This is a genomic window from Chryseobacterium lathyri (genome assembly GCF_019970085.1).
Classification (GTDB): Bacteria; Bacteroidota; Bacteroidia; order Flavobacteriales; family Weeksellaceae; genus Chryseobacterium; species Chryseobacterium lathyri.
Genome location: NZ_JAHXYG010000003.1, coordinates 546,479 through 570,171, shown reverse-complemented (window position 1 = coordinate 570,171; position 23,693 = coordinate 546,479). Strand labels below are relative to the sequence as shown.

At 36.7% G+C, this 23,693-nt stretch carries 22 protein-coding genes and 4 tRNA genes; 11 read left to right on the top strand and 15 right to left on the bottom strand.

The annotated features are described in order from the left end of the window. Positions 1–34 precede the first annotated feature (34 nt). Both LC418_RS11975 and LC418_RS11970 read right to left on the bottom strand, forming a co-directional pair. A complete protein-coding gene (locus LC418_RS11975) occupies positions 35–1,987 on the bottom strand; it encodes a M56 family metallopeptidase (protein WP_223559294.1) in 1,953 nt (650 codons plus the stop codon). 6 nt (positions 1,988–1,993) lie between these two features. Further along, the gene (locus LC418_RS11970) at positions 1,994–2,359 is read right to left on the bottom strand and encodes a BlaI/MecI/CopY family transcriptional regulator (RefSeq protein ID WP_111958406.1); all 366 of its coding nucleotides are present in this window, start codon (positions 2,357–2,359) and stop codon (positions 1,994–1,996) included. A 336-nt stretch (positions 2,360–2,695) separates the two neighbouring features. Between LC418_RS11970 and LC418_RS11965 the strand changes: the two genes are divergently transcribed. After that, positions 2,696–3,277, top strand: coding sequence for a hypothetical protein (locus LC418_RS11965; RefSeq protein WP_111958282.1), 582 nt, complete (start codon positions 2,696–2,698; stop codon positions 3,275–3,277). Positions 3,278–3,326: 49 nt separating this feature from the next. On the opposite strand, the gene LC418_RS11960 is transcribed toward LC418_RS11965, so the two are convergent. Beyond that, positions 3,327–3,896, bottom strand: coding sequence for a hypothetical protein (locus LC418_RS11960; RefSeq protein WP_223559293.1), 570 nt, complete (start codon positions 3,894–3,896; stop codon positions 3,327–3,329). 528 nt (positions 3,897–4,424) lie between these two features. On the opposite strand from LC418_RS11960, the gene LC418_RS11955 reads away from it, so the two are divergent. The 3 genes from LC418_RS11955 (at position 4,425) to LC418_RS11945 (ending at position 6,258) form a co-directional block, all read left to right on the top strand. Further along, on the top strand, positions 4,425–5,138 hold the full coding sequence (locus LC418_RS11955; RefSeq protein ID WP_223559292.1) for a 2OG-Fe(II) oxygenase: 714 nt from the start codon (positions 4,425–4,427) through the stop codon (positions 5,136–5,138). Positions 5,139–5,141: 3 nt separating this feature from the next. Further along, positions 5,142–5,399: an Ada metal-binding domain-containing protein gene (locus LC418_RS11950; protein WP_223559291.1), complete on the top strand. Its 258-nt coding sequence runs from the start codon at positions 5,142–5,144 to the stop codon at positions 5,397–5,399. Between the two features lie 79 nt (positions 5,400–5,478). After that, entirely contained in the window at positions 5,479–6,258 is a 780-nt protein-coding gene (locus tag LC418_RS11945) for a GLPGLI family protein (protein WP_223559290.1), read from the top strand. A gap of 224 nt (positions 6,259–6,482) precedes the next feature. On the opposite strand, the gene LC418_RS11940 is transcribed toward LC418_RS11945, so the two are convergent. The 4 genes from LC418_RS11940 to LC418_RS11925 form a co-directional block, all read right to left on the bottom strand. After that, positions 6,483–6,555, bottom strand: a tRNA-Met gene (locus LC418_RS11940). Between the two features lie 39 nt (positions 6,556–6,594). Continuing rightward, a tRNA-Met gene (locus LC418_RS11935) sits at positions 6,595–6,667 on the bottom strand. 40 nt (positions 6,668–6,707) lie between these two features. Further along, positions 6,708–6,780, bottom strand: a tRNA-Met gene (locus tag LC418_RS11930). A gap of 38 nt (positions 6,781–6,818) precedes the next feature. Beyond that, positions 6,819–6,891: transfer RNA gene (locus LC418_RS11925), tRNA-Met, on the bottom strand. A gap of 102 nt (positions 6,892–6,993) precedes the next feature. Between LC418_RS11925 and LC418_RS11920 the strand changes: the two genes are divergently transcribed. Genes LC418_RS11920 through LC418_RS11900 form a run of 5 tightly spaced genes read left to right on the top strand, consistent with a single transcriptional unit; the run spans position 6,994 to position 10,322 of the window. After that, positions 6,994–7,605 carry an L-threonylcarbamoyladenylate synthase gene (locus LC418_RS11920; RefSeq protein WP_223559289.1) on the top strand — a complete coding sequence of 204 codons (612 nt, stop codon included), beginning with the start codon at positions 6,994–6,996 and terminating at the stop codon, positions 7,603–7,605. Positions 7,606–7,634: 29 nt separating this feature from the next. Beyond that, positions 7,635–8,336 (top strand): CPBP family intramembrane glutamic endopeptidase, encoded by a 702-nt coding sequence (locus tag LC418_RS11915; protein ID WP_223559288.1) that lies wholly within the window; start codon positions 7,635–7,637, stop codon positions 8,334–8,336. Positions 8,337–8,341: 5 nt separating this feature from the next. Further along, the gene (gene yaaA, locus LC418_RS11910) at positions 8,342–9,100 is read left to right on the top strand and encodes a peroxide stress protein YaaA (RefSeq protein WP_111958298.1); all 759 of its coding nucleotides are present in this window, start codon (positions 8,342–8,344) and stop codon (positions 9,098–9,100) included. Further along, positions 9,101–9,952 (top strand): peptide chain release factor N(5)-glutamine methyltransferase, encoded by an 852-nt coding sequence (prmC, locus tag LC418_RS11905; protein WP_223559287.1) that lies wholly within the window; start codon positions 9,101–9,103, stop codon positions 9,950–9,952. A 10-nt stretch (positions 9,953–9,962) separates the two neighbouring features. Continuing rightward, positions 9,963–10,322, top strand: a complete 360-nt coding sequence (locus LC418_RS11900) for a DUF4180 domain-containing protein (protein WP_223559286.1) — start codon at positions 9,963–9,965, stop codon at positions 10,320–10,322. 206 nt (positions 10,323–10,528) lie between these two features. On the opposite strand, the gene LC418_RS11895 is transcribed toward LC418_RS11900, so the two are convergent. The 7 genes from LC418_RS11895 to LC418_RS11865 form a co-directional block, all read right to left on the bottom strand. Next, positions 10,529–11,503 (bottom strand): NAD-dependent epimerase/dehydratase family protein, encoded by a 975-nt coding sequence (locus LC418_RS11895; RefSeq protein ID WP_223559285.1) that lies wholly within the window; start codon positions 11,501–11,503, stop codon positions 10,529–10,531. Beyond that, positions 11,500–12,285 carry an SDR family NAD(P)-dependent oxidoreductase gene (locus tag LC418_RS11890; protein WP_111958306.1) on the bottom strand — a complete coding sequence of 262 codons (786 nt, stop codon included), beginning with the start codon at positions 12,283–12,285 and terminating at the stop codon, positions 11,500–11,502. Before LC418_RS11890 ends, LC418_RS11895 begins: the two co-directional genes overlap by 4 nt. A 142-nt stretch (positions 12,286–12,427) precedes the next feature. Further along, positions 12,428–13,537, bottom strand: a complete 1,110-nt coding sequence (locus tag LC418_RS11885; RefSeq protein WP_223559284.1) for a helix-turn-helix domain-containing protein — start codon at positions 13,535–13,537, stop codon at positions 12,428–12,430. Positions 13,538–13,570: 33 nt separating this feature from the next. Beyond that, the gene (locus tag LC418_RS11880) at positions 13,571–14,224 is read right to left on the bottom strand and encodes a rhomboid family intramembrane serine protease (RefSeq protein ID WP_111958310.1); all 654 of its coding nucleotides are present in this window, start codon (positions 14,222–14,224) and stop codon (positions 13,571–13,573) included. A gap of 11 nt (positions 14,225–14,235) precedes the next feature. Further along, positions 14,236–16,824: a DNA gyrase/topoisomerase IV subunit A gene (locus LC418_RS11875; RefSeq protein WP_223559283.1), complete on the bottom strand. Its 2,589-nt coding sequence runs from the start codon at positions 16,822–16,824 to the stop codon at positions 14,236–14,238. Between the two features lie 6 nt (positions 16,825–16,830). Further along, the gene (locus LC418_RS11870; RefSeq protein ID WP_223559282.1) at positions 16,831–17,247 is read right to left on the bottom strand and encodes a hypothetical protein; all 417 of its coding nucleotides are present in this window, start codon (positions 17,245–17,247) and stop codon (positions 16,831–16,833) included. A 90-nt stretch (positions 17,248–17,337) separates the two neighbouring features. Further along, positions 17,338–19,221 (bottom strand): DNA topoisomerase IV subunit B, encoded by a 1,884-nt coding sequence (locus tag LC418_RS11865; protein ID WP_111958316.1) that lies wholly within the window; start codon positions 19,219–19,221, stop codon positions 17,338–17,340. Between the two features lie 141 nt (positions 19,222–19,362). On the opposite strand from LC418_RS11865, the gene LC418_RS21035 reads away from it, so the two are divergent. Both LC418_RS21035 and LC418_RS11855 read left to right on the top strand, forming a co-directional pair. After that, on the top strand, positions 19,363–22,296 hold the full coding sequence (locus LC418_RS21035) for a sensor histidine kinase (protein WP_223559281.1): 2,934 nt from the start codon (positions 19,363–19,365) through the stop codon (positions 22,294–22,296). Beyond that, a complete protein-coding gene (locus LC418_RS11855; protein WP_223559280.1) occupies positions 22,265–22,996 on the top strand; it encodes a LytR/AlgR family response regulator transcription factor in 732 nt (243 codons plus the stop codon). The genes LC418_RS21035 and LC418_RS11855 overlap by 32 nt, the downstream gene beginning before the upstream one ends. A gap of 30 nt (positions 22,997–23,026) precedes the next feature. Here the strand turns inward: LC418_RS11855 and LC418_RS11850 are convergent, their stop codons facing one another. Further along, positions 23,027–23,560, bottom strand: a complete 534-nt coding sequence (locus LC418_RS11850) for a DUF2867 domain-containing protein (RefSeq protein ID WP_223559279.1) — start codon at positions 23,558–23,560, stop codon at positions 23,027–23,029. Positions 23,561–23,693 lie beyond the last annotated feature (133 nt).

Below are 23,693 nucleotides of genomic sequence, written 5' to 3'. Positions count from 1 at the left end.
TCTGCCAATATAGCATTGACAAAGCTAATGGTACTTATTTCTTTGTCTGAATTCTTATTTCGCCACGTCTAATATTCGCTCCGTTTTCTTTATTAATGGTAATACTTGCGATATTTTCAGGTTTTATTGCATCCATTTCACTTTTGGTGATTTCCCTCCCATCCAGAAAAATCTTAGTATCATCCAAGCCATTCACCCTGAACTTTTTCACGCCATTCATGGCAATCATTCCGTTGGCATCTTTCTTAATGTAATCTGCTTCCAACTCCATAGTTCTGTTTACTGAACCTGGCTTATCAGTATTCGTGCTTTTATAAAAATAGACATTTCCTTTGGCTCCTTCCGAAATTCTTTTTAATGCTTCCAATCGGACTTTTTCACCTGCTTTTCTTGCTTTTTCTCCTTCAAGCCTTGCTCTTTCACCGGCTATTCTGATCTGCTCTCCAGCTATTCTGACTGCTTCACCCTGTATTCTTCCCATCTCTCCGGCTTTCATCCCTTCAATTCTGGCTTTCTCTCCCATTTCTCTGGCCTTTTCACTTAACTTCATGGCTTCGATTCTCGCTTTTTCTGCTCTTTTGCTGGCCGCTTTTCTTTCTCTGATGGCTTTCCTTGATACCTTTGTATCCCCTGAGTCCCAATTCTGAAACTTCATGACTCTTACTCTCGGAGCATTCGGAGCTGAAGGGGGTACCGGAACATCCGGAAAGTCGATATCCAGATCAGAAAGATCAGGCATTTCCACACCAAGATCTTCAAGAGCTTTAGTCCTGTTTTTCCATTCATCAGATTTGAAAAAATCATTTATTCTTTTTGATTCTGTACCAGGAATGGTAAAAGCCATTTTAAAATCATCAGAATTGGTAATTCTTCCTATTTCTCCTGAAAGTTCACCAATCTCATCCACCTTCTGCTGAAATTCTTTACTTTCCGGCTTCAGATTTTTTAAAGCTTTACTTTTTTCTTCGATTTTCTTTCCGAGTTCTGCTATTTCTTTCTTACTTGAAGATTCTTTGAAGAATTTCGGACTTATGATTTCTCTTTTTTCAGTTTGCTGTGGGGTAATGGTATCTCTTTTAATCTGAGAAACTGCTTCCTTAATCGCTATATTCGTTTCTTTAATTTCTTTGTTCTTGGCATTTACCATATAGGCAAAAGCTACTGAAAATAAAACCGGTAATGCAAAAATTCTACGCGCATATCCGAATTTGGTTTTTGGTTTTTGTAACATTTTGAGTCGTTTTTTTAGATTTGAACTTAGAAACGGACTGGCAGCAGGCAACTGTGTTCCGGAAAAGTGGCTTGCTAAAAGCATCTGCGCAAATGCTTTGGTATCCGATTGTTTTACGGCCTTTTTATCGGCCAGGTATTCGTGGATCAGGCTGATCTCTTTTTTAATGATATGAAAAAACGGATTGAACCAGAAAACAGAGGTAATAATCTCAATAAAGATTTTATCGAAGGAATGTTTCTGCTCAATATGAACCATTTCATGTTTTAAAATCTGTTCTCCTACATCGGAATCCAAGGTGATGGTATTTTTCCAGAAAAGATTTTTAAAATATGAAAACGGAGCTTCTGTCAGGTTTGTACGGTAAAAATTGATCCCGTCAAAACTTTCTTTTTGAAACTGATTTTTAAGTTTCTGGATCTTGAGGACCCCGAAAATTAACTTCCCTAAAAAATAGAGAGAAACCAGTCCCAAAGCTGAAAAAATAATTCTAAAATAAATGTGGCCATTGTCTATGTTTTTATCAGTATTAAAATTCTGTATTTTATCAAGAAGCATATACATATCACTATTCACTTCTATTGTAAAGTCATCTACCCTGATCAGGGGCAGCAACAGGGATACGACCATTGCAAACAGGAGATAAAATCTGTTATAATGATGAAATGTCTTGTCTTTTAAAGACAATTGGTAATATAAAAACATTACACCGGAGCATACAATTACTTTTCCCAAGTATAAAAACACAGTTTCCATGATCAGTTAGTTTTTCTTTTTGAGTTCGTTCAGAAGCATTTCCAGGTCTTCTACGCTCATCTCATTCTTTTCTACAAGGAAGGAAACGGCGCTTTTATAAGAGCCTTTGAAATAATTTTTCACAAGACTTTTCATAGTTTTCCCGGAATACTGTTCTTTGGTAATTAACGGGAAATATTCGTGCTGCCTGCCATATACATGATAATCTACAAATTCTTTGTCCTTCAGTACTTTTAAAATGGTAGAAACAGTATTGGTATGGGGTTTCGGTTCCGGAAAAAGATCCAGAATATCTTTCAGGAATCCTTTCTCGAGTTTCCATAAATACTGCATCACCTGTTCTTCTGCTTTTGTCAAATTCTGAATTTTCATATCCTTTTCATTTATCAATTAAGTGATAGATCTTTTTTATAAATTCTATATCACTAAGAAATTAGTTATACAAATGTAGAAATAAAATTGAATCTAACAACTAATTTTCTAGTGATAAAAAACAAAACAATGTAATCAATTGATAATCAGGACAGTAATTTATATTAAAATATGTTAAATTTTTAATATACCTTATTTATTGCCCTGTTTAATATGCATAAAAACTTAATATTAAGCCCCAAATTCTTAAAACTTGTTAATTTTTATTAAATAAAATTAAAATGTATTTGTTTAAAGTGAGAAAATATATTTATTTTAGTGCTTTAAAAATTTCTCATGAAAAGATATAACTTATTGATTGTACTATTACTGCTTATTTTTAATGTTACTACAGCTCAAAAGAAAAATTCTCCGGCTGCAGATCTCAGTATCTTAAAGGAAACCAAAACGAAGATCGAAAACACCGTTCCATTGGTAATCAAGCACCTGCAGGCTATTGCTGATAAGGAAGGGAATAACAATATCGTTACCAACGGAAAGACTGCTTTAGGAAAAGAATATGGTATTTTGGAATCCGAATGGTTCCTGTACAGAAATAATATGAAGAACTGTATTCTTAACAATTCATCCAAAAAAGCTAAAAAATGTATGGAATACCATACACAATACTTAAGAAATACATTCATCAACTACAACAATTATATCTCAAACCTTACAAGAAAGAACGGATACCTTGGTGTGGAAGGGGATACAAAATTTGATTTCAAGCCGGCAGAAATCAGTACAAAACTAAGCGAAGCCTATTTCGGTGCCAGTGATGCCGCAGGAAGAATGAAAGGTGGCCAGAAAAAAGAGTTTTTGGAACAGACCATGTCTGATGATAACAAGCTTACTCCTTACAGTCAATTGGCTCAGTAAATATTAACTAACAATAATAAATCCTGCTTAAAAAAGCAGGATTTTTATTTTAATGCAATTCATTATTTTCGATCTTTCGTTGATAATCTTCGTAAATTTTAAGTATTGTATTGGGATGTTCTTCAAATTTCCCCAGCCCGATAGAGTAATAATTTCTTCTGGACCTTTCAAAATCAAATGGCCCACTTTCTTTATTCTTCATCTTAACCATAAGGCTGTACTTCGTTAAAGTAGTATAACCGCCACCTTCAGTCGGTTCCCTAAGTTCGTAGGCATCAATCTGAAATCCTGTTATTTCTGTCCAGAGAATTTCATTATCAGGAGGTATGGAAAAACTTCCTTCAAAATGCATAATATCAACAAAATTTCGCCCGTAGCAAAGCTTTATCCCATCTTTGGATATCATTATTTTCTGCTTTACATCCCAAATATAGCCGGAAATAACCACTACAGGCAGAAACAGGGTTACTATGATTAAAAAAATGATAAATATTCTCCCTTCTTCTGCTAAAATCAGCCATTTGATAAGAAAAAATAAGGGGACTGCGCAGAATATGATGAGTATTATGGAATCAGTTACTATTGATTTTTTCTTTTCTGTAATAATAATGGTTTCCATAGGCCCGGAATTTATAATGAAATAATATAAAAATAAACTTTAGGTTTCACTGTACCAAGTTAATCTAAAAACAGTATACCTATTTAAAAATGATAAAAGAGAACTACAGATGCAGTTCTCTTTTTAGTTAGAATATGATATACATTAATCATTATTATATCCTAATGAAAAATTAAGGCCTGTTATTAAAACAGATCTCCGCCGGAAGGCTGTTATGTATTAATCATAAAAACATTCAAAAAAAGTAGAAAATGAAGGCGGAGATCATTAAAAACATAAATAGACTCTTTAACCAGTTTTCTGGCTATTGAGCGATACAAAAGTAAGCTTCAGATCTGTTCCGGTAAAAAATATATTGTAGAATTAAATAAAACATTTTGTAGAAGTAATACTACTTTCGAGACAATAAAAGGAAAAGTCAAATTTTATTTAAACAATTCATTTGATTTATCCTGCCCATAAAAACAACATGTTTCGGATTTTATAAAAGCAATCAGCTTCAGAAATTTGCATTATAAATGTAAAATAATGAATAACATCATCCAGAAAATTGAAAATACAGATTGGCAAACGATCACTGAAAATATGCATCAAAATGGATATGCCATAATATCCGGTTTGCTATCAGACAATGAATGCGAAGCTTTAAAATCAGATTACGATAACCCGACTTTATATCGTAAAACAGTTGTAATGGCCCGTCACCGGTTTGGGCTGGGCGAATATAAATACTTCAATTATCCGCTGCCTGATCTTATTCAAGCAATAAGAACAAATATATATCCGCATCTTGTTCCTGTTGCTAATGCATGGTTTAAGGCATTGAAGATAGATATTGATTTTCCATTGGAACACACAACCCTACTGCAACAATGTTATGATAACGGCCAGCGGAAAGCGACTCCATTAATCTTAAAATACGGGAAAGGAGGTTTTAACACTCTACATCAGGACCTCTATGGAGATATATACTTTCCAATTCAGCTCGTTTTGATGTTGAGTGAACCTGAAAAAGATTTCACAGGCGGAGAGTTTGTACTTACCCAGCAGATTCCCAGAGCACAGTCCAAAGCCATAGTTATTAATCCAAAGAAAGGCGACATGCTGATTTTCACCACCCATTTTAAACCTGAAAAAGGAACTAAAGGATATTACAGAGTAAATATGAAGCATGGTGTAAGTGAGATAAAAGAAGGCGACCGCTGTACATTGGGAATTATTTTTCATGATGCCATCAGTTAACAAATGAAACAGCATATTGAACTCTCACCCAATGCCTTAAGGAGCCAGATCAGAAGCGGGAAAATTAAATTCGGAGGGAACCGCAAACTAAAAATTTACGGGCTACTCCACTGCTCCTCTGGTAAAAGGATGAAACAGGAAAACAGGGTCTTTTTTAAATCTGAAAAAGAAGCATTAGAAAATAATTACCGTCCATGCGGACACTGTATGAGGGAAAAATACAAACAATGGAAAATAAAGGAAAATTGCCTGCATCCATAAAAAATATATAGAAATTCGGGAATCCTGTAATGATACATCACATTTTTTTAATACCATTGTATTATTAGAATGTACAGTCATGAAAATTAAAACATTTGGATTTCTCGTTTTAGGTTTTATTTCAATGTATGGTCAAACAGCTGTGATTGAAGTGAATTATGAGACTAAAATCATTCAGGACAGCATCAATAAAAGCCAGATTAATATTTATTCCTCCACTTTATTGTGCAATAATCTGGAATCGTCCTATTACAGCCGGGAAGCTAAAGCCTTTTACAACAGAAATTCTAATGAAACCAAAACTACAGGTACAATCAATACAAATTACGGAGCCATTCCCAAATATCCCAAGTCGGTAAGCAGTGTTTACAAGAACAGAGAAAATTTAATAGTATCCATGCCTGTTGGCAGATATATTTTCACTTATGAGGAACCCCAGCTGAAATGGGAAATACTGAACGATAAAAAAGAAATAAAAGGCCTTAAAAGCCGACTCGCAAAAACCACAACTGATACCGGCGACACTTTTTTTGCCTGGTTTACGGACGAAATAGCAATTCCTGACGGACCTTTCAGATTCAAAGGCTTATCCGGTCTGGTACTGGAAGTATACAATAACAACAGAACCATTGAAATTTACGCCACGGATATTAAGAAATCCGAAGAAATAATAGAACCCTTACATTATATAACCAATGTCAAGACAAAATCTAAAAATCAATTCTTGGAAGCACGAAAAACCTATCAGGAAAACCCATCCATCTACAATGGAAATATGAGAATATTTGACGAAAACGGAAATGAAACCACTAAAAAGATGACCGATCGTATAAAAAGTCACACAACTTTCCTGGATTAAGTAAATTCAAAGAATGAAATCAGACAAAATTGATTCTACTAAACACATACTTTATCCGGCAACTTAATCTGTGGCCATACCACCATTTTTGCCTGTCTAAAATAAAGTCTCTTATTAAAAAATATACTTTTTCGAATCCTTTACTTTCAATAACGTCCGGATTATTTAATGAAGAATATAAAAACAAAAAAAGAAGCAATAAGGTATTGCTTCTTTTGTCCTAGTAGCGGGAACCGGACTCGAACCGATGACCTTCGGGTTATGAGCCCGACGAGCTACCTACTGCTCCATCCCGCGGTGTATCTTTAGAGTACTTACCGAAAGCACTTAACTTAGTAGCGGGAACCGGACTCGAACCGATGACCTTCGGGTTATGAGCCCGACGAGCTACCTACTGCTCCATCCCGCGGTGTATCTTTAGAGTGCTTACCGAAAGCACTTAACCTTAGTAGCGGGAACCGGACTCGAACCGATGACCTTCGGGTTATGAGCCCGACGAGCTACCTACTGCTCCATCCCGCGGTGTATTTTTAGAGTGCTTACCGAAAGCACTTTCTTAGTAGCGGGAACCGGACTCGAACCGATGACCTTCGGGTTATGAGCCCGACGAGCTACCTACTGCTCCATCCCGCGATATTGTGAGTGCAAAGATACGGCTATTTTTTGAAAATCCTAATTTTTCTTTTAAATAAAGGACTTTTATGAAAACTATTTTATTATTTGTATCTTTGTTTTATGGCAAAAATACTGAAAATTTACCCTGATAACCCTCAGGAAAATCTTGTGAATGAGGTTATTAAAACCTTACAAAACGGCGGGCTTATTATCTATCCTTCTGACACGATCTATGCTTTGGGATGTAATATTTTTGATATAAAAGCCATGGAAAAGCTGGCCCAGCTTAAAAAAGTCAAACTGGAAAAGTCTCAGTTCTCAATTATATGTAATGACCTGAGCCACCTTTCAGATTTTACAAGACCTATTGATACTTCAGCCTTCAGATTTCTGAAAAGCCACCTTCCAGGACCATTTACTTTTATCCTGGATGCCAACAAGAGCCTTCCTTTGGCCTATAAAAATCATAAAACCATTGGTATCCGTGTTCCCGATCATCCGATTCCACAGCTTATTGTGGAAAAATTGGGCCATCCAATTGCTTCAACGTCTATAAAAGATGACGATGAGATTATTGAATATTCCACAGATCCTGAGCTAATTGCAGAAAAGTATGACCATCTGGTGGATATTGTAATCGATTCTGGATATGGTGATAATATAGCCTCTACCATTGTGGATCTTACTTCGGGAGAACCGGAAATCATCCGCCAGGGAAAAGGAATCATTTAATCAGAAGCAGTCAACCGATCATTTGGATTATGAGTTTGTATGGTAAATACGCACTGGGAATTCTTTTTACCTTTGTGCTTCTTGCTGCAGTAATGCTTTATGCATTGCCGCTTATTTACTTAATTACAGGTACAAAAGGAATTACATCCGTTAATTTTTTTTATACAAGGATTGTTCTTTGGATGGTTCTTTTTTTTGTTTTTCTTTATAATTTTTTTGTAGAAAAAAATGCTTTCCTGCTACAGAAAGAAAAGAATTATACTGTGTCATTCTATACAAAGTCAGTAATCCGTTTATATTTTACCTGTCTTATAGGAACTTCCGTTATTGGTATAATTATCCAGCTTTTGACTCAGGAAGGCATGAGCAGCAAAATGGTTCAGATCTCTTCTGCTTTTAAAAATAATTATCTGCTGATGATCTTTATATGCCTTACTGCCGGAGTGGTAGAAGAACTTCTTATGAGAGGATATATTCAGCCAAGAATTGAAAGAATATACAATAATCAATATTGTGGTATTTTCATTTCCGCCCTATTATTTGGAATTTTGCACAGCACTTATGGAACAATCGGACAGGTAGTTGTACCTTTCTTTATCGGAACCGTTTTTGCTATGTTTTATAAACAATATTCGAACATTAAAATTCTAATCATCTGTCATTTTATGTACGACTTTGTGTCTGTGATGATCATGAATTTAATTGATACTAAACATTTATCTGTACTCTAAACATTATGAAAATTATAACTTCTCCAGCGAAACTGATGAACGTTGAGAATTCAACTGACTTATTAAGATCAACCACTCCAAAATTCATCGAAGAAGCTGCATTCATCCAGTCTTATTTGAAGCACAAATCTCCGAAATATCTTTCGGAATTAATGGAAATATCACCTAAGCTGGCCGATGAGAACTGGGAAAGAAACCAGAAATGGAAGGCGAAGCCAACGGCAAAGGAATCTGCTCCTGCCCTATTTGCTTTTACAGGAGAGGTTTACAGAGGACTGGATGCAAAAACCCTGGACAAAAATGCTGTTGACTATTTACAGAAAAATTACAGGATGCTTTCCGGATTATATGGTCTGCTGAAGCCTTCCGATAAAGTAATGCTATACAGGCTGGAAATGGGACGTCATTTTGAATTCGATCAATACAAAAACCTATATGAATTCTGGAGAGAAAAGATCACGGAACAGCTGAACTCCGAGATGAAAAAGGGTGAAATTCTTCTTCATCTGGCCAGCAATGAGTACGGAAAAGTAATTGACAGGAAAAAATTAAATCATAAGATCATCGATTTTGATTTCTATGAATTAAAAGACGGAAAACTGAAAACTATTGTTGTTTATACCAAGCATGCAAGAGGTCTTATGGTAAGGTTCTGTGCGGAAACTAACGCCAAAACCCTGGATGATGTAAAGGCATTCAACTATGAAGGCTATCTGATCGATGAGGAAAAATCTACGGACACTAAACTGGTTTTCACAAGATAAATGACAATATCAGCATTCAAAAAATATTTTAAAACTGAGCTTTCCGAACTTTATAACGATTCGGAAAGTGCTTTTTTATGCAGTGTTTTTATACAGAAAATTACAGGCTTTGACTCGTTTCAGCAAAGAAGACTTTCTCATCAAGAACTTCTTATTGATGATGAAAAAAAGCTTGTTCAGGTTATTTCTGATCTAAAAACCGGAAGACCCTATCAACAGATCCTTGGGGAAACAGAATTTTACGGAATGTTGTTTTTCGTGGATGAACATGTCCTTATTCCGCGTCCTGAAACGGAGGAGCTGCTTGAGATGGCAATTCATACCATTCAAAGTTCAGAATTAAATGTTCAGGGTTTAAAGATTCTGGATATCGGAACCGGAAGCGGTATAATTCCATTGGTTTTAAAAAAACATTTTCCCGGAGCGAAAATTACATCCATTGATTTATCGGAAAAAGCCTTGAAAACGGCTAAGCGAAATGCAGAACATCATCAGTTGGAAATCAACTTTATTCATGCAGATTATCTGAACTTTGAATTAACGGAAAGCTATGATATTATTATTTCCAATCCTCCTTATATAGGAATTGAAGAAGAAATTGAGATCGCTGATTCTGTCAAGGAATTTGAACCCAAAATGGCACTCTTCTCTCCTGTGAAGGATGCATTAATCTTCTACAGGAAAATCGCAGAAGATGCTCAACAATACCTGAAAGACAATGGTTTTTTATTTTTGGAAATCAATCAGAAACTTGGTCCTGAAACCCTTGAATTGTATACCGGATATTTTTCTGAAGCCCAACTGATCAAAGATTTATCTGAAAATGACCGCTTTATTGCTGGAAAAAAATAAAAATTGAATCATGGAAATTATCGCACACTCTGTCAATGAAATTAAAATAGCCGAAATTGTTTCCGCTGACATCATTATTCAGTCTGCTCAGGACGGATTGGATCTTCTTGGAAATATTTATTATCAGGGTTTCGATAAGCTGATTATCTATGAGAAGAATCTCACCCCTGAATTCTTTGATCTGAAAACAAAAATAGCAGGAGATATTCTACAAAAATTCTCTAATTACCGCATGGGCCTTGCCATTGTAGGGGATTTTGAAAAGTATCAAAGCAAAAGCATCAGGGATTTCATTTTCGAAAGCAATAAAACAAAACATATTAATTTCACTGAAACACTTGAAAATGCTTTGGAAAGGCTGGGAAACTGACAATTATTTTAAAAAATATCCATCTGCTCTTTTATAAATCTAAAAACAACACGGATCTGTGGGAATAGTTTAACGCAAAGGTTTACCATTGTTAGTGTTTATTAAAAAAAGCAAAGATGCGATCAACAAGTTGATCTGATGAAGCGGATGGATGAACAGGACTTATATATTCTAGTATTCTAGCTATTTATATCTGTGCGCCAATCTTAGCTTCCTCGCTTTTCTTTTTCAAAAAAGCAGATCGCATCTTCAACCGCTTTATCAACAGGTTGATACCGGATCCCCAATTCCTCTGAAGATTTCCGGTTGGAGTAATAATTATTAATTCTTAAAGCTTTCATATTAGGAGAACTCAGGCTGGTTTTTATTTTCAGTTTTCTCAGTATGTCTCCTATTATTCCGAGTATGGCAAGTCCTGAGCTTGGTATTGGGATCATAACGGGAGCCTGTCCTGTTATGGCATTTACTTTTCCAAAAAACTCTTTGTAAGTCAGGTTTTCATTGGCCAGCAGGTATTTTTCGCCATTTTTACCATTTTCAATGGCTTTTATAATTCCTTCCGCCACGTCTTCTGCATGTACAAAGTTTTTTCCGCCTTTTGGATAGAAAACAAGCTTCTTTTTCCAGGCCCAAAAGATAATTTTCCCCGAACTCGGCTTGCGGTCGTTGGCCCCGATCATGAAGGTAGGGTTTACAATAACTACTTTTGTTTCCTTTCTCTGCTGCAAAAGGTAATTCTCCGTTTCCAGTTTGCTTTTGGCATAATAGGAACGGGTAAAAGGATACAGCTGAGGAGCTTCTTCATTTCCCCAGGGAGCAGAATTTCCATAGCCTAAAGTATTGGCCGTACTTACGAACAGGAATTTTTCTACTCCCACTGATACAGTTTGAGCAAACAGATTAACTACAGCATCATAATTCGTCTTTTTATAATCTTCATAACGCAACAGGTCCTGACTGGTTTCCGCCGCAATATGAATAACAGTACCCACATCCTGCAGATGCTCTGAAATATCCGAGAACAGGTCTCCTTCTATGAGCCTGAGATTTTCATTTTCTTCGCCCATCCAGCTGCTTTTCTTGCGCACCAGAGCAGTAACAGAATAATCATATTGTAATAATTTAATAATGGTATTAGTTCCCAGAAGCCCTGTGGCTCCGGTCACGAAAACTTTTTTCATGCTTCTATTTCTTTTTTAATGGCACTGGTCATCAGAGGCAGCTTAATCCATATAGGCAGGATCTTCATAATCAGCCAGCTTATGGGATTCACCATAATAACGGAATCTTTTTTGAAAAGTTGCCTGATGCAGTAAGCTGCCACTTTGTTTGGGTCCAGGAGGGTAAGCTTTCCTAAAACACCTTGCTTTTCAATTCTTTTGCAGACATCGATATTGGTTTTCATCGCTCCGGGATTCACAACGCTTACAAAGACATTAGTGTCCTTCAGCTCTTCATGAAGTCCTCTTGAAAATGAATGGATAAAGGTTTTGGAAGCCGGATATACCGTTTTGAAACCTATGGGTGAAAAAGCAGCCATACTTGATACATTCAGAATATAGGCTTTAGGCTGTCTTAACAGATTAGGTAACAGCTGATGGGTGATTAGTGAGGTTGCTGTTACATTCACCTGTAAAATGGTATTGATATAAGACGGCGAAGCATCTACAAATTTCTTCGTGCCTCCAAGCCCCGCATTATTGATCAGGATATGAATTTCAAAAGACCGGTTCAGCCATTCTGTAAGCTTCATGACATTTTCATTCACCGAAAGGTCTACTTCATAATACTCTGCCCTGATCCGATAGGTTTCTTCAAGCCGCCGAGACAATTCTTTTAAATGTTGCCCCGGAAGGCTTACCAAAATGACATTGATATTCTTACTGGCTAGGTTTTCTGCAAATGCTTTTCCAAGTCCCTGGCTCGCTCCCGTTACTACAGCATATGATTCTTTGGTATCCATAAAACAATTTTATGATACAAAGCTATCCGGAAAAGTATCTTTGAATGTTCAGGGTTATCTGAGTGAACCTATTTTTAAATTAAAAATAAATCTATATAACATATTGAAAAACAATTAATTAATTAAAAAAGAACGTTAAAACTTATAAACCTGAACCATTTTTATACTCGGAAGGAGTCTGATCTGTCAGCTTTTTAAAAGTGGTATTGAAAGAAGTTTTGGAATTGAATCCGGATTCGTAGGCGATCCCTAAAATTGACAGTTTGCTTTGAGGGTCTTTGAGAAGTTTTTTGGCATACTCAATTCTGTATTCATTCACGTATTGAAAAAAGTTCTTCTTAAATCCGGCATTAATCACATAAGACAGATGGTGTGTAGAAATAGACAACAGTTCGGAAAGCCTGATCAGGTTCAGCTCGCTGTCCAGATAGGGCTTTTGCTTATCCATGATTTCTTCCAGCTGACTTTTGATCTTCAGCAGTTCTTCATCGGGGAGCAGCTTTTTCTTTACTTCTTCTCTCTCGGGATCTTCATCAATAGAAATCAATTCATCACGCTGCTTTTCTTCCAGGGGATAAATTTCTTTCTGCTTTAAGGAATAATACCCTACAAAATAAATAACCAGCAGAAAAGCTCCGTTAATGAAAAAATTCAGGGCAGTGGAATCATAGGATAAATTATAAACTATGTAAGCAATATTAATAATGAAAATAATGACAGTAATATATTCGAGCCAGTTCAGGTTGATACCTTCTGTATTCGCAGAAAACTGCTGGATCCTTTTTTTGTGCTTCCGGATGGTGAAATATGAAAGACCGGTATAGAATAAGGCCTGTACAAGGATTAAGCCGATAAAAACAAAATTAAAAACAGTATGATCATCAAATCCACCAAAACGCTGTAACAGAATATTGATCCAAAAAACAACAGGCAGAATAAGGTATTTCAGGTCTGAAATTTTAAATTTAAATGCAGGATTGGTGTAAAATAACACACTGAAATAGAACATAATGGGCGTGAGAAACTGGATCATCTGAACGGAAATGATGGAATGTACTTCTACCGGAGCACTATTCACTAGGGTAAGAACCTCATCCAGCCAGAAACTTGACCATAAAAAAAGAAATATACCAAACCAGAAGTTGGCCTTTCTGTTTACCCGCAACGGATTGGACAGTTTCAGTAAAGAAAGCAAGACCAATGAACCATAGATTAATACAACGATGAAACGGTTTAATTCTGATGTGTTCATTGGTCTTGATATTTTGATTAAAGATAAATCTTTTTATCCTATTCTTTTCCTGACGAAAATTTCATAGCCCAGATAGATCAGCGGTAGTGACATGATTCCCAGATACAGAGCATTATGCATAGCAGCATCCGGAGCTACAGCCACTGCATAAACCAATCCGAAAAATGCGCCTCCAAGATGTGCCGCATGGCCGATATTATCATGCTGTCTAGGGTTCATCATCATATACACAGAATATCCAAAGTACAGCAGTCCGAAAATATAGCCTTTAACCGGAATCGGAATAAAGAAGATATAGATACCGATATCAGGCATCATAGCTATAGATGCAAATAATATCCCTGAAACACCTCCACTTGCACCTACCGCGGAATACCACGGCTGTTTTTGGTAAATGTAAAGCGAGAGAAAATTTCCCAGCAATATGGACCCCAGATATACAATCGTGAAACCGAGATTTCCGAAAGTCTGAATGATAATCGGTCCAAAGAAATACAGCGTCATCATATTAAATACCAGGTGCATGATATCAGCATGCAGAAACCCAGATGAAAGCAGACGGATGTATTCTTTTCTGCCCAGAATAGCTCCTACACTGAATTTATATTTCTCAGTGATCCCCGGATTGTTGAAGGCAACAAAACTGATAATGGCCGTAATTATAATAAATAAGATGAGAATATTCATAATTTTAATTCTTAATTTTCTGGTTCACCGCCTTCAAACAGATCTCCGATGACGGTCCGGTCATCATCTACAATACCGTCTCCTGTTTCGGGTTCTTCATATACTTCCGGTTCTTCTTCTACAGGTTCAGGAATCGTGATATTGATTGTTTTTACTTTAAATTTCGTGAACTGGTTTCCAATTGCCTTGATTCCTTTTACAGCAATGAACTCGTCAATAGGTATGGTTTCCGGGTCACGGTCTTTGCCTTTATCCTTAGCAAAAATGATTTCTGCTGAAGCACCGTCTGCTACAATTACGTTTTCAATGAATGATTTCGGGTGTTCAGAAGGCATAAAGGTCTGTATATTGGCTGTATTTTCCAGAAGGAATCTTTTGATAAAATACATTTCCTTTTCTCCGTCGTAGTAAATGCAGGTTACCGGCTGTTGCGGCTTCCATTTTTCCAGCACCAGATATTCATCATCGAAACGGTTTCCAAGGTCGAAAGACACCAGCTTCACCTCACCATTGGTATTGATTGTCAGAATTTTATCATCTCCTTTAAAACTACCTAAAAGAGTCCCTCTCGCATCGGCATTCAGTCTTCTTACCGTATCATCAAACCAGATTTTTCTGGGAGCCAGTGTAGAAACGCCTTCTTCCTTCAAATCCACCTTTTTCACAGAATATTTGGTCACCAGGTTTCCTTTAGAATCTCTTCCTTTGATAGCAAGTTCAGAGAAATCAATTTCCATTTTATTTTTCCTGATTCTTGGATTCGGTTTTAAAAGGACAGTTACTGTTTCCGCTTCCCCATTTGGATTGGCCGAGAAATACAGGGTTTCGGAACCTTTTTTATCAGAAGCCAGCGGATAATCTGTGTTTCTGGTCACCGCCGTTACAGAAAAACGTTTCATATAATAAGGTCCGTCTCTGCCTTCACGGTAGATCATATTATAGACTGTTCTTTTATCGTTCTTCTTCCATATGGCAACATGCAGGATATCTTTTCCAACGAATGTTTTGGCATCCACCTTTACAACCTTCATCGTTCCGTCTTTTCTGAATATGATGATATCATCAATATCCGAACAGTCAAAAAGGTATTGGTCTTTTTTCAGTGAGGTACCGATAAATCCTTCTTCAAAATTGGCATAGAACTTTTCATTGGCTACTGCTACTTTTGTGGCATCAATAGTATCAAAAATCCTAAGCTCTGTTTTTCTCTGCTTATCTTTTCCGTATTTTTTCTGAATATTTAAATAGTACTCAATGGCATAAGCAATCAGGTTGGCAAGGTGATGTTTTACCTGTTCTATTTTGCCCTCTAAAGCAGCTATATTTTCTTTAAATTTATCTAAATCGAATCTTGAAATTCTCTTAATTCTGATCTCCGTCAGTTTCAAAATATCCTCTTCTGTTACCGCTCTTAAAAGATGCTTTGTGTGAGGCTTTAATCCTTTATCAATGGTTGCAATAACATCCTCCCAGGTCTTTACCTCTTCAATATCATGATAAATCCTGTTTTCAATAAAGATTCTTTCCAGTGAAGAGAAATGCCAGCTTTCCTGAAGCTCGTGAAGTTCAATTTCAAGCTCTTTCTTAAGCAATGAAACTGTATGTTCCGTATTCATTTTCAGGATATCGGAAACATTCATGAACATCGGTTTATCTCCTACGATTACGCATGCATTCGGAGAGATAGTTACCTGGCAGTCTGTAAATGCATAGAGCGCATCTATGGTTTTATCCGGTGACACATCATTGTGAAGATGAACAAGGATCTCTACCGTATCAGAGGTATTATCTTCAATCTTTTTGATCTTGATCTTTCCTTTTTCATTGGCCTTCAGGATAGAGTCTATCAGGTCGCCTGTATTTTTTGAGAAAGGAAGCTCCGAGATTACCAGCGTATGCTTATCGGTCTGGGTAATTCTGGCTCTGGCTCTTACCTTACCGCCCCTGTGTCCGTCATTATATTCGGAAACATCAAGGTAACCGGCGGTCATAAAGTCAGGAAACAGTTCAAATTTCTTTCCTTTTAAATGAGCAACAGATGCATTGATAAGCTCGTTGAAATTATGGGGAAGAATTTTTGTAGAAAGTCCTACACCAATTCCTTCTACTCCTTGTGCAAGCAATAGGGGGAATTTTACGGGAAGATCAATAGGCTCATTATTTCTGCCGTCATAGGATTTTGCCCATTCTGTAGTCTTAGGGTTAAAGACCACTTCCAGTGCGAAAGGGGTCAGCCTGGCCTCAATATATCTTGCCGCTGCTGCTGAGTCTCCGGTATAGATATTCCCCCAGTTTCCCTGAGTATCTATCAGAAGTTCTTTCTGGCCAATCTGTACCATGGCATCCGTAATGGAAGCATCTCCGTGAGGATGGTATTTCATAGTATTTCCTACGATATTGGCTACTTTATTGTAACGGCCGTCCTCCAGTTCCCGCATAGAGTGCATGATCCTTCTCTGAACAGGCTTAAGCCCATCATAAACGGAAGGAATCGCTCTATCCAGAATTACATAGGAAGCATAGTCCAGAAACCAGTCTTTATAAAGTCCTGAGACTTTTTTCAAGCTCTCACCTTCGTGCGAGTTTTCTTCTGTCGTCATCTGTTTTTAATCGTTTTTCTCTTTATTAATTTGTACTACTTTATTCAGAGAGAGTTTTAAATCATTTACTTCTTTTCTACTCAAATAAGATATTTCATATTTGAGGATGGTAGAGCCATTGTTCTTGCTTGAGATGGTCACGTATAGTCTTTTAATAAAAAAAATACTGACGATCTCGTATGTTATCAATTTATATTTTGGAAATTCATCATGAAGAGGTCTGTCCAAAAAAGGAATGATATTTCTGTTCTTAAAATTCAGTGCTTCTCCATCACTGTCATATTCAAATATTTGTCTGCCGTTCAGGTGAAAAATCACCATTAGTATGACTGGAACAATAAGAAGAATATAACTTTCTTTTCCTACAGCATGAAACCTGTATTCATTTAACAAAAATGCTGCAATTCCAAATATGGCCATCATTATCAGTAATGTATGTACAAAATTGTAAACCGAAGCTTTGTTGCGGTTGCTGAGTCTCATTTGTGATATTTGTGTTTATTGGTTTAATTTTTAGTTTGCTACTTCATCCAAGGTTTCTTTTTTATCAATATCCGGATCTTCCACTACAAGATTTTCAAGAATAAACACCTGCCTGTCCGGTGTATTTTTACCCATATAAAATTCAAGCAGCTGATCTATTGTCTGGTCTTTGCCTATTACTACAGGCTCCAGACGGATATCTTTTCCGATAAAATGTTTGAACTCATCGGGTGAAATCTCTCCAAGTCCTTTAAATCGGGTAATTTCAGGGTTTTTCCCAAGTTCGTTCAAAGCTTTTATTCTTTCCATTTCGGTGTAGCAGTATCTTGTCTCTTTTTTATTTCTCACCCTGAACAATGGGGTCTGAAGAATATAAAGATGTCCATTTTTAATCAGATCAGGGAAAAACTGAAGGAAAAATGTAATCATCAGAAGACGGATATGCATACCATCCACGTCGGCATCGGTAGATATAATTACCTGATTGTATCTCAGATCTTCGAGACTTTCTTCAATATTCAGAGCAGCCTGAAGAAGGTTAAACTCTTCATTCTCGTATACTACTTTTTTAGTCAGTCCGTAGCAGTTCAAAGGTTTTCCTTTCAGAGAGAATACGGCCTGGGTCTCAACGTCTCTTGATTTGGTGATAGATCCGGATGCGGAATCTCCCTCGGTAATGAAAATCTGGGTCTCCCCTTTTCTTTCATTCTTCTGGTCGTTATAATGCTGTCTGCAATCACGGAGCTTCTTATTGTGAAGGGATACTTTTTTTGCTCTTTCTCTTGCCAGCTTCTGGATTCCTGAAAGTTCTTTTCTTTCTCTTTCGGAAATAAGAATCTTTCTTTGGATCGCTTCGGCAATTTCAGGGTTTTTATGAAGGAAATTATCGAGTTTGCTCTTCAGAAAATCAATGATAAAAGTCCTTACGGTAGGTCCGTTGGGTCCCATATCACTGGATCCCAGCTTTGTTTTCGTCTGGGATTCGAATACAGGTTCTTCTACGTTGATAGAAATGGCTGCAATGATAGATTTTCTGATATCTGAAGCATCAAAGTTTTTATTGAAAAATTCACGGATCGTCTTTACATATGCTTCACGGAAAGCATTAAGGTGCGTTCCTCCCTGCGTGGTATTCTGTCCGTTCACGAAAGAAAAATAGGTTTCTGTCTGTGATTTGTCAGAATGCGTAATAGCCAATTCTATATCGGTATCTTTCAGGTGAATAATGGAATACAGAATTTCGTTTTCCATCTCTTCTTCCAAAAGATCTTTAAGTCCGTTTTCAGAATAATAGGTCTCACCGTTGAAAATAATCTTCAAACCGGGGTTCAGGTACGCATAGTTGCGCAGCATTTTTTCTATATATTCTTTCCTGTATTTGAAATGAAGGAAGATCTCACCATCAGGAATAAAGGATATTTCAGTTCCGTTTCGGTCCGAAGTATCTTTTTCTTCATGGTTTTCAGTAATCAGTCCCCTGGAAAATTCCGCCATCTTCATTTTTCCTTCACGGAAAGACCTTACGCGGAAATACTCTGAAAGGGCATTAACAGCTTTGGTACCCACCCCATTCAATCCTACAGATTTCTTGAAGGCTTTACTATCGTATTTTCCTCCTGTATTCATTTTGGAAACGGCATCTACGACCTTTCCCAGTGGGATTCCACGGCCAAAGTCACGGATGCTGACTTTACCGTCGTCCACTTTTATTTCAATTCTTTTCCCAGATTTCATTCTGAACTCATCAATAGAGTTGTCCAGAATTTCTTTGAGCAGAATGTAAATACCGTCGTCCGCAGAGGAGCCGTCTCCTAGCTTCCCGATGTACATTCCGGGGCGCAGACGGATGTGTTCCTGCCAGTCGAGGGTTCTGATATTATCTTCGGAGTAGATTGGATTTATTTCTTGTGACATATATGATTTCAGCAAACACACAAAAGTACGAAATTGTACAAAATTATACGAATTTTTCGATTCGTTTTTTTTCAGTATTTAACCTTAAATATTGTATTATTATTAATCAAATCATATATTTACCGTATTATTCAATATCTAGTGAAAAAAATTATACTTTTTCATCTATTCTCTTTTATATTATCATCATCATTATTATTTGCCCAGATTCCCGGAATGGTCAATTATAATGATGGGGATGGTCTGAACAATTCGTATACCTACTCGCTCAGTCAGGATAAAACCGGGTTTTTATGGATAGGAAGTGATAACGGATTGTTCCGGTTTGACGGAAAGGAATTTAAGCATTTCAACAATAAGCAGGGCTTAAAAAACATCGAAGCCCTGTCATGTATCCCTTTATCCAACGGGGAAATTTTTATTGCCCCTTTTCTGAATGATTTTGCTTATTTGAAAAACGGCAGAATTATCAACTCGGATTCTAACAGCGAATTACAAAAAATGCAGTTCACCGTTAATCCCGACTATTATGTTGATGGTGAATCTCTTTACCTGTTTTCTACCTATAATCCTGACAATATCTACGTGTATGGGAATGAAAGAGTGAGCAGGATTCCTTTGGCAATCAAGAGCAGCCTGACAGCTCCTTATTATGCTTTCGGTCTGAATATCGCTGATCAAATGCTGTATCTGTTCAATCAGGAAAAAACTGAAAACATTCAGGCTTATAATATCATCACAAAAAAGAAAACAATCTGCAATATTTCTCTTAAGAAAAACACGGTCACATTAAGGAAGGGTGACATTTTTGTTTTCAGAAACAAAAGAACGGTAGAGGTTTACCAGCTTTACAACAAAATTTACTTCAAAAAACTTAAAAGCTATACCGCAAAGGAAAATATTCACCGGCTCGTCATAGATCGTAACTACCGGCTCTGGCTGTGTCCTGAAGAGGGCGGAGCTCTTTATTTCAAACAACCTTTATTTGATAACAGCAAACTTTCCGATCCCGTCAGAATGATGGAAAACTACATCCTCAACGATATTTTAGTGGATAAAGACAACAATACCTGGTTTTCTACTCGGAATAATGGCATCTTTTTCATTGCTGACCAGTTTTTTAAAAATTATGTCCATTTTCCGATCAAAAATAATTCATCCAATATAAAGGCCATTGCCAAAAACAGCCATGGTATTTTCCTGGGCTATAACGAAGCTAAAAGTGGCATTTACCATAATGGGCATGTAACGGATCTTGTTTTTGAAAAAAACATTAAAATAGAGCACAAATCTATATTTTCTGAGGGAAACACTGTGATATTCGGGCTTACAAGAAGCCTGTTTCAGTATGATATCCTGACGAGGGAAAAAAAAATTTTAAAGGATTATCTTTTAAAAAATATTGTGCCCTATACACCAGGATCTATTATATTATGCACATCCGACGGACTTGTTGCCTATAATTATAAAACAGGCAGTTATACTGAAATACTCAGCAAAGAAAGAATGTATACAGCTCTTCCCTATGCCAAGGATAGCTTGTTTGCCGGGAACTTTAAGGATCTTTATAAAGTGAATACTACTTCTAAAAAGAAAAAACTATTTCTCCAGGGATATTACTTTACAGATCTTAAAAAGTTCGGTGACAATCTATATATCGGAGCTACCAACGTTAACGGGATCATTATTTTTGATCATTCTAAAATCCTCAGAAAGATTACGGAAAAAATTGGATTGATTACAGGCCAGATCAAAAAAATTGAAGTAGAAAACAACCATGTATTTTGGGCAAGTACCAATTATGGACTCAGCAGGATTGAGCTTAAAGGAACTGATATCAGTATCAATAACTTCACACAGACAGACGGCCTGCCATCAAATTCAGTATCCGGATGTATCATTTCCGGTGATACCATCTATGTGGGAACTTCAAAAGGACTGGGAATTCTTTCTGTTAAAAATCTAATGAGCCAGAAGAAATTTATCAACAAAAAAGTAATCATCAATTCAGTTATCATTGGCGGCAGGGAAATTTTTGATACCAGACAGCCATTAACGGGCCAGACTCCTGATAATGACGTTACCTTCAATGTAAGTTTTCCGGATTTTATTTCCCAGGGAAAGATAAGTTACCGGTACAAAATCGAGGGACTCAGCAATGGCTGGCAAACGGGCACTTCCCAGAAGATCATTTTTTCTTCTCTTCCTCCGGGTAATTATACATTTAAGATCTTTGGGATCGGATACAATGGAAAACAGTCTTATGCCTCAACGAATCTGCAATTTGAGATTCTTCCGCAATTCTGGCAGACCTGGTGGTTCAAGCTGATGATCATCAGTCTGGGTGTTGCTGGCCTGTTTATCCTTATCACCTTTTATTTTCAGAAGAAAAGAAATAAAAAACTGGAAACGTTATACTATGAAAAAAAGATCGCTGAACTGGAACTGCAGGCGATAAAGGCTCAAATTAATCCTCATTTCATTTATAACTGCCTCAATTCTATCCAATATCTTCTGTATAAAGAAGATTATAAAGAAACAGAAAATTATCTTGAGATATTTGCTCAAATGATCCGAAAGACCCTGCATTATTCAGAAAAAACCTTCATGTCTATCAAAGATGAAGCAGATTATCTTTCATTATATCTGAATATGGAAAAACTCAGGTTAAAAGATCTGTTCGACTATAAAATTACTTTATCTGAAAACATCAACGAAAGCTGGGTGCTTCCTTCCTTGCTGATTCAGCCTTTTGTGGAAAACGCCATAAAACACGGAATTGCAGGTTTAAAGGACAGAAAAGGAAATATACGGGTGTCTTTTGAGCATACCGGAACATCAATCTGTGTCACCATAGAAGATAATGGCACGGGCATTAACAGCAAAAGGAAAACCAGCCCTGATTCTTTCGGGGTAAGATTATCCCAGAAAAGAATTGAAACATTCAGGCAACTTTTTGAGACTCATATTATACTGGAAATTTATGATCTCTCCGAAAAAGAGCAAAGACCGGGAACGCAGATTAAACTTTATATAAAACCTTATGAAAACCAAAATACAGGTATGCATCATTGATGATGAACAGGACGGAAGAGATTATATCGCTCTTCTACTGAAGAATGAATTTCCTGAGATCCAGACGGTATTTCAGGCATCAAGCGTAGAGGAAGCTTATATTTATCTTACTAAAAATTCCCCGGATATTCTTTTTCTGGATGTGCAGCTGAAAGACGGTACTGCTTTTGACCTGCTTTCAAAGTTCAGAGAAATAGACTCCCGGATCATTTTCATTACCGCATTTGAAAATTTTGCCATTCAGGCTATTAAAAACGGTGCGGCAGATTATTTACTTAAACCCATTAAAAAAATAGACTTTATCATTGCTGTCAATAAAGTGCTGGAAACCATTAAAAAAAGTAAAAGCCAGCCGGGTATTTCTTCCAGCGAGAACAAGATCAGTCTTCCTACCCTTCAGGGCTTCAAATTGACCAATATCAGCGATATTATCCGTTGTGAGGCAGATTCCAGCTATACCACCTTTTATCTTACGGATAAAACGAAGGTCATTGTTTCCAAAACACTGCATGAATTTGAGGAACATCTTACAAAATATAATTTTTTCAGGATCCATCATAAACATCTGATTAATCTTTTTCACCTTAAAGAATACATTAAAGGGAAAGGCGGGCAGGTAGTGATGGCAGACCATTCTGTCCTGGATGTTTCTGTGCGTAAAAAGAATGATTTTTTAAACAAGATTGAGAATTTAGATTAAAAACTGCAGCCGGAATATATTTCCGTTTTGTTATCTGCCTTCCAGTTTTGCCATCATTTTTTTCAGCATTACCGGAACAATCAATTGGTGGAAAGGACGCACGGGAATGAAATACAGCATTCCCATCCGGTTGTGGTATTTCACGGTAGTTGAAATTGTTAAAACACTATTTTCAGTGCTGTGTTGTGCATTATCATAAAAAATTGAAACCCTGAAATCAAGGTGCTTATCATTCTCACCTATGATAATTTCGTGATCCGTCTTATCGAATATTTTGAAAATTCCTATCTGATCTCCCACTTCAAGTTTAAAATCATCAGGTGATAACGACTTACTCTTATCTGTTCCGGTTTTCAGTCCGAACATTTTAACGATGCTGTTTCTGAAAGCAAACATGTTCTTCCCCCACTGAGGTGTACTGGTGAAAAAAGCCCTGCCTATTTCGTTCGTACTGATATTTCGTTTAGTATTCAATTCTCCTTTAAAACTGTCTGCATAATCAAAAAATTTTTCTTCTTTGAATAAAACAGATCCTTCCGGTATTGCAGTTTTTATAATTTTCATGGTATTAGAGTGGTTTTGGGCTCTGTTCTAACAAATATAACTGGTTTGCTGCAGAAAAGACCTGAGCAATCTCAGCTTTCCTTTTTTTAATTACAATTAATAGCAGCAAGGCTTCACTTATTAGAAAAATGTA

Bases quoted from the DNA above. Each gene is read 5' to 3' on its own strand.
- LC418_RS11865 (WP_111958316.1), bottom strand. From the start codon at position 19,221: ATGTCACAAGAAATAAATCCAATCTACTCCGAAGATAATATCAGAACC.
- LC418_RS11950 (WP_223559291.1), top strand. From the start codon at position 5,142: ATGAAACAGCATATTGAACTCTCACCCAATGCCTTAAGGAGCCAGATC.
- LC418_RS11960 (WP_223559293.1), bottom strand. From the start codon at position 3,896: ATGGAAACCATTATTATTACAGAAAAGAAAAAATCAATAGTAACTGAT.
- LC418_RS11900 (WP_223559286.1), top strand. From the start codon at position 9,963: ATGGAAATTATCGCACACTCTGTCAATGAAATTAAAATAGCCGAAATT.
- LC418_RS11965 (WP_111958282.1), top strand. From the start codon at position 2,696: ATGAAAAGATATAACTTATTGATTGTACTATTACTGCTTATTTTTAAT.
- LC418_RS11875 (WP_223559283.1), bottom strand. From the start codon at position 16,824: ATGACGACAGAAGAAAACTCGCACGAAGGTGAGAGCTTGAAAAAAGTC.
- LC418_RS11970 (WP_111958406.1), bottom strand. From the start codon at position 2,359: ATGAAAATTCAGAATTTGACAAAAGCAGAAGAACAGGTGATGCAGTAT.
- LC418_RS11955 (WP_223559292.1), top strand. From the start codon at position 4,425: ATGAATAACATCATCCAGAAAATTGAAAATACAGATTGGCAAACGATC.
- LC418_RS11870 (WP_223559282.1), bottom strand. From the start codon at position 17,247: ATGATGGCCATATTTGGAATTGCAGCATTTTTGTTAAATGAATACAGG.
- prmC (WP_223559287.1), top strand. From the start codon at position 9,101: ATGACAATATCAGCATTCAAAAAATATTTTAAAACTGAGCTTTCCGAA.
- LC418_RS11885 (WP_223559284.1), bottom strand. From the start codon at position 13,537: ATGAACACATCAGAATTAAACCGTTTCATCGTTGTATTAATCTATGGT.
- LC418_RS11920 (WP_223559289.1), top strand. From the start codon at position 6,994: ATGGCAAAAATACTGAAAATTTACCCTGATAACCCTCAGGAAAATCTT.
- LC418_RS11945 (WP_223559290.1), top strand. From the start codon at position 5,479: ATGAAAATTAAAACATTTGGATTTCTCGTTTTAGGTTTTATTTCAATG.
- LC418_RS11855 (WP_223559280.1), top strand. From the start codon at position 22,265: ATGAAAACCAAAATACAGGTATGCATCATTGATGATGAACAGGACGGA.
- LC418_RS11850 (WP_223559279.1), bottom strand. From the start codon at position 23,560: ATGAAAATTATAAAAACTGCAATACCGGAAGGATCTGTTTTATTCAAA.
- yaaA (WP_111958298.1), top strand. From the start codon at position 8,342: ATGAAAATTATAACTTCTCCAGCGAAACTGATGAACGTTGAGAATTCA.
- LC418_RS11880 (WP_111958310.1), bottom strand. From the start codon at position 14,224: ATGAATATTCTCATCTTATTTATTATAATTACGGCCATTATCAGTTTT.
- LC418_RS11895 (WP_223559285.1), bottom strand. From the start codon at position 11,503: ATGAAAAAAGTTTTCGTGACCGGAGCCACAGGGCTTCTGGGAACTAAT.
- LC418_RS11890 (WP_111958306.1), bottom strand. From the start codon at position 12,285: ATGGATACCAAAGAATCATATGCTGTAGTAACGGGAGCGAGCCAGGGA.
- LC418_RS11915 (WP_223559288.1), top strand. From the start codon at position 7,635: ATGAGTTTGTATGGTAAATACGCACTGGGAATTCTTTTTACCTTTGTG.
- LC418_RS11975 (WP_223559294.1), bottom strand. From the start codon at position 1,987: ATGGAAACTGTGTTTTTATACTTGGGAAAAGTAATTGTATGCTCCGGT.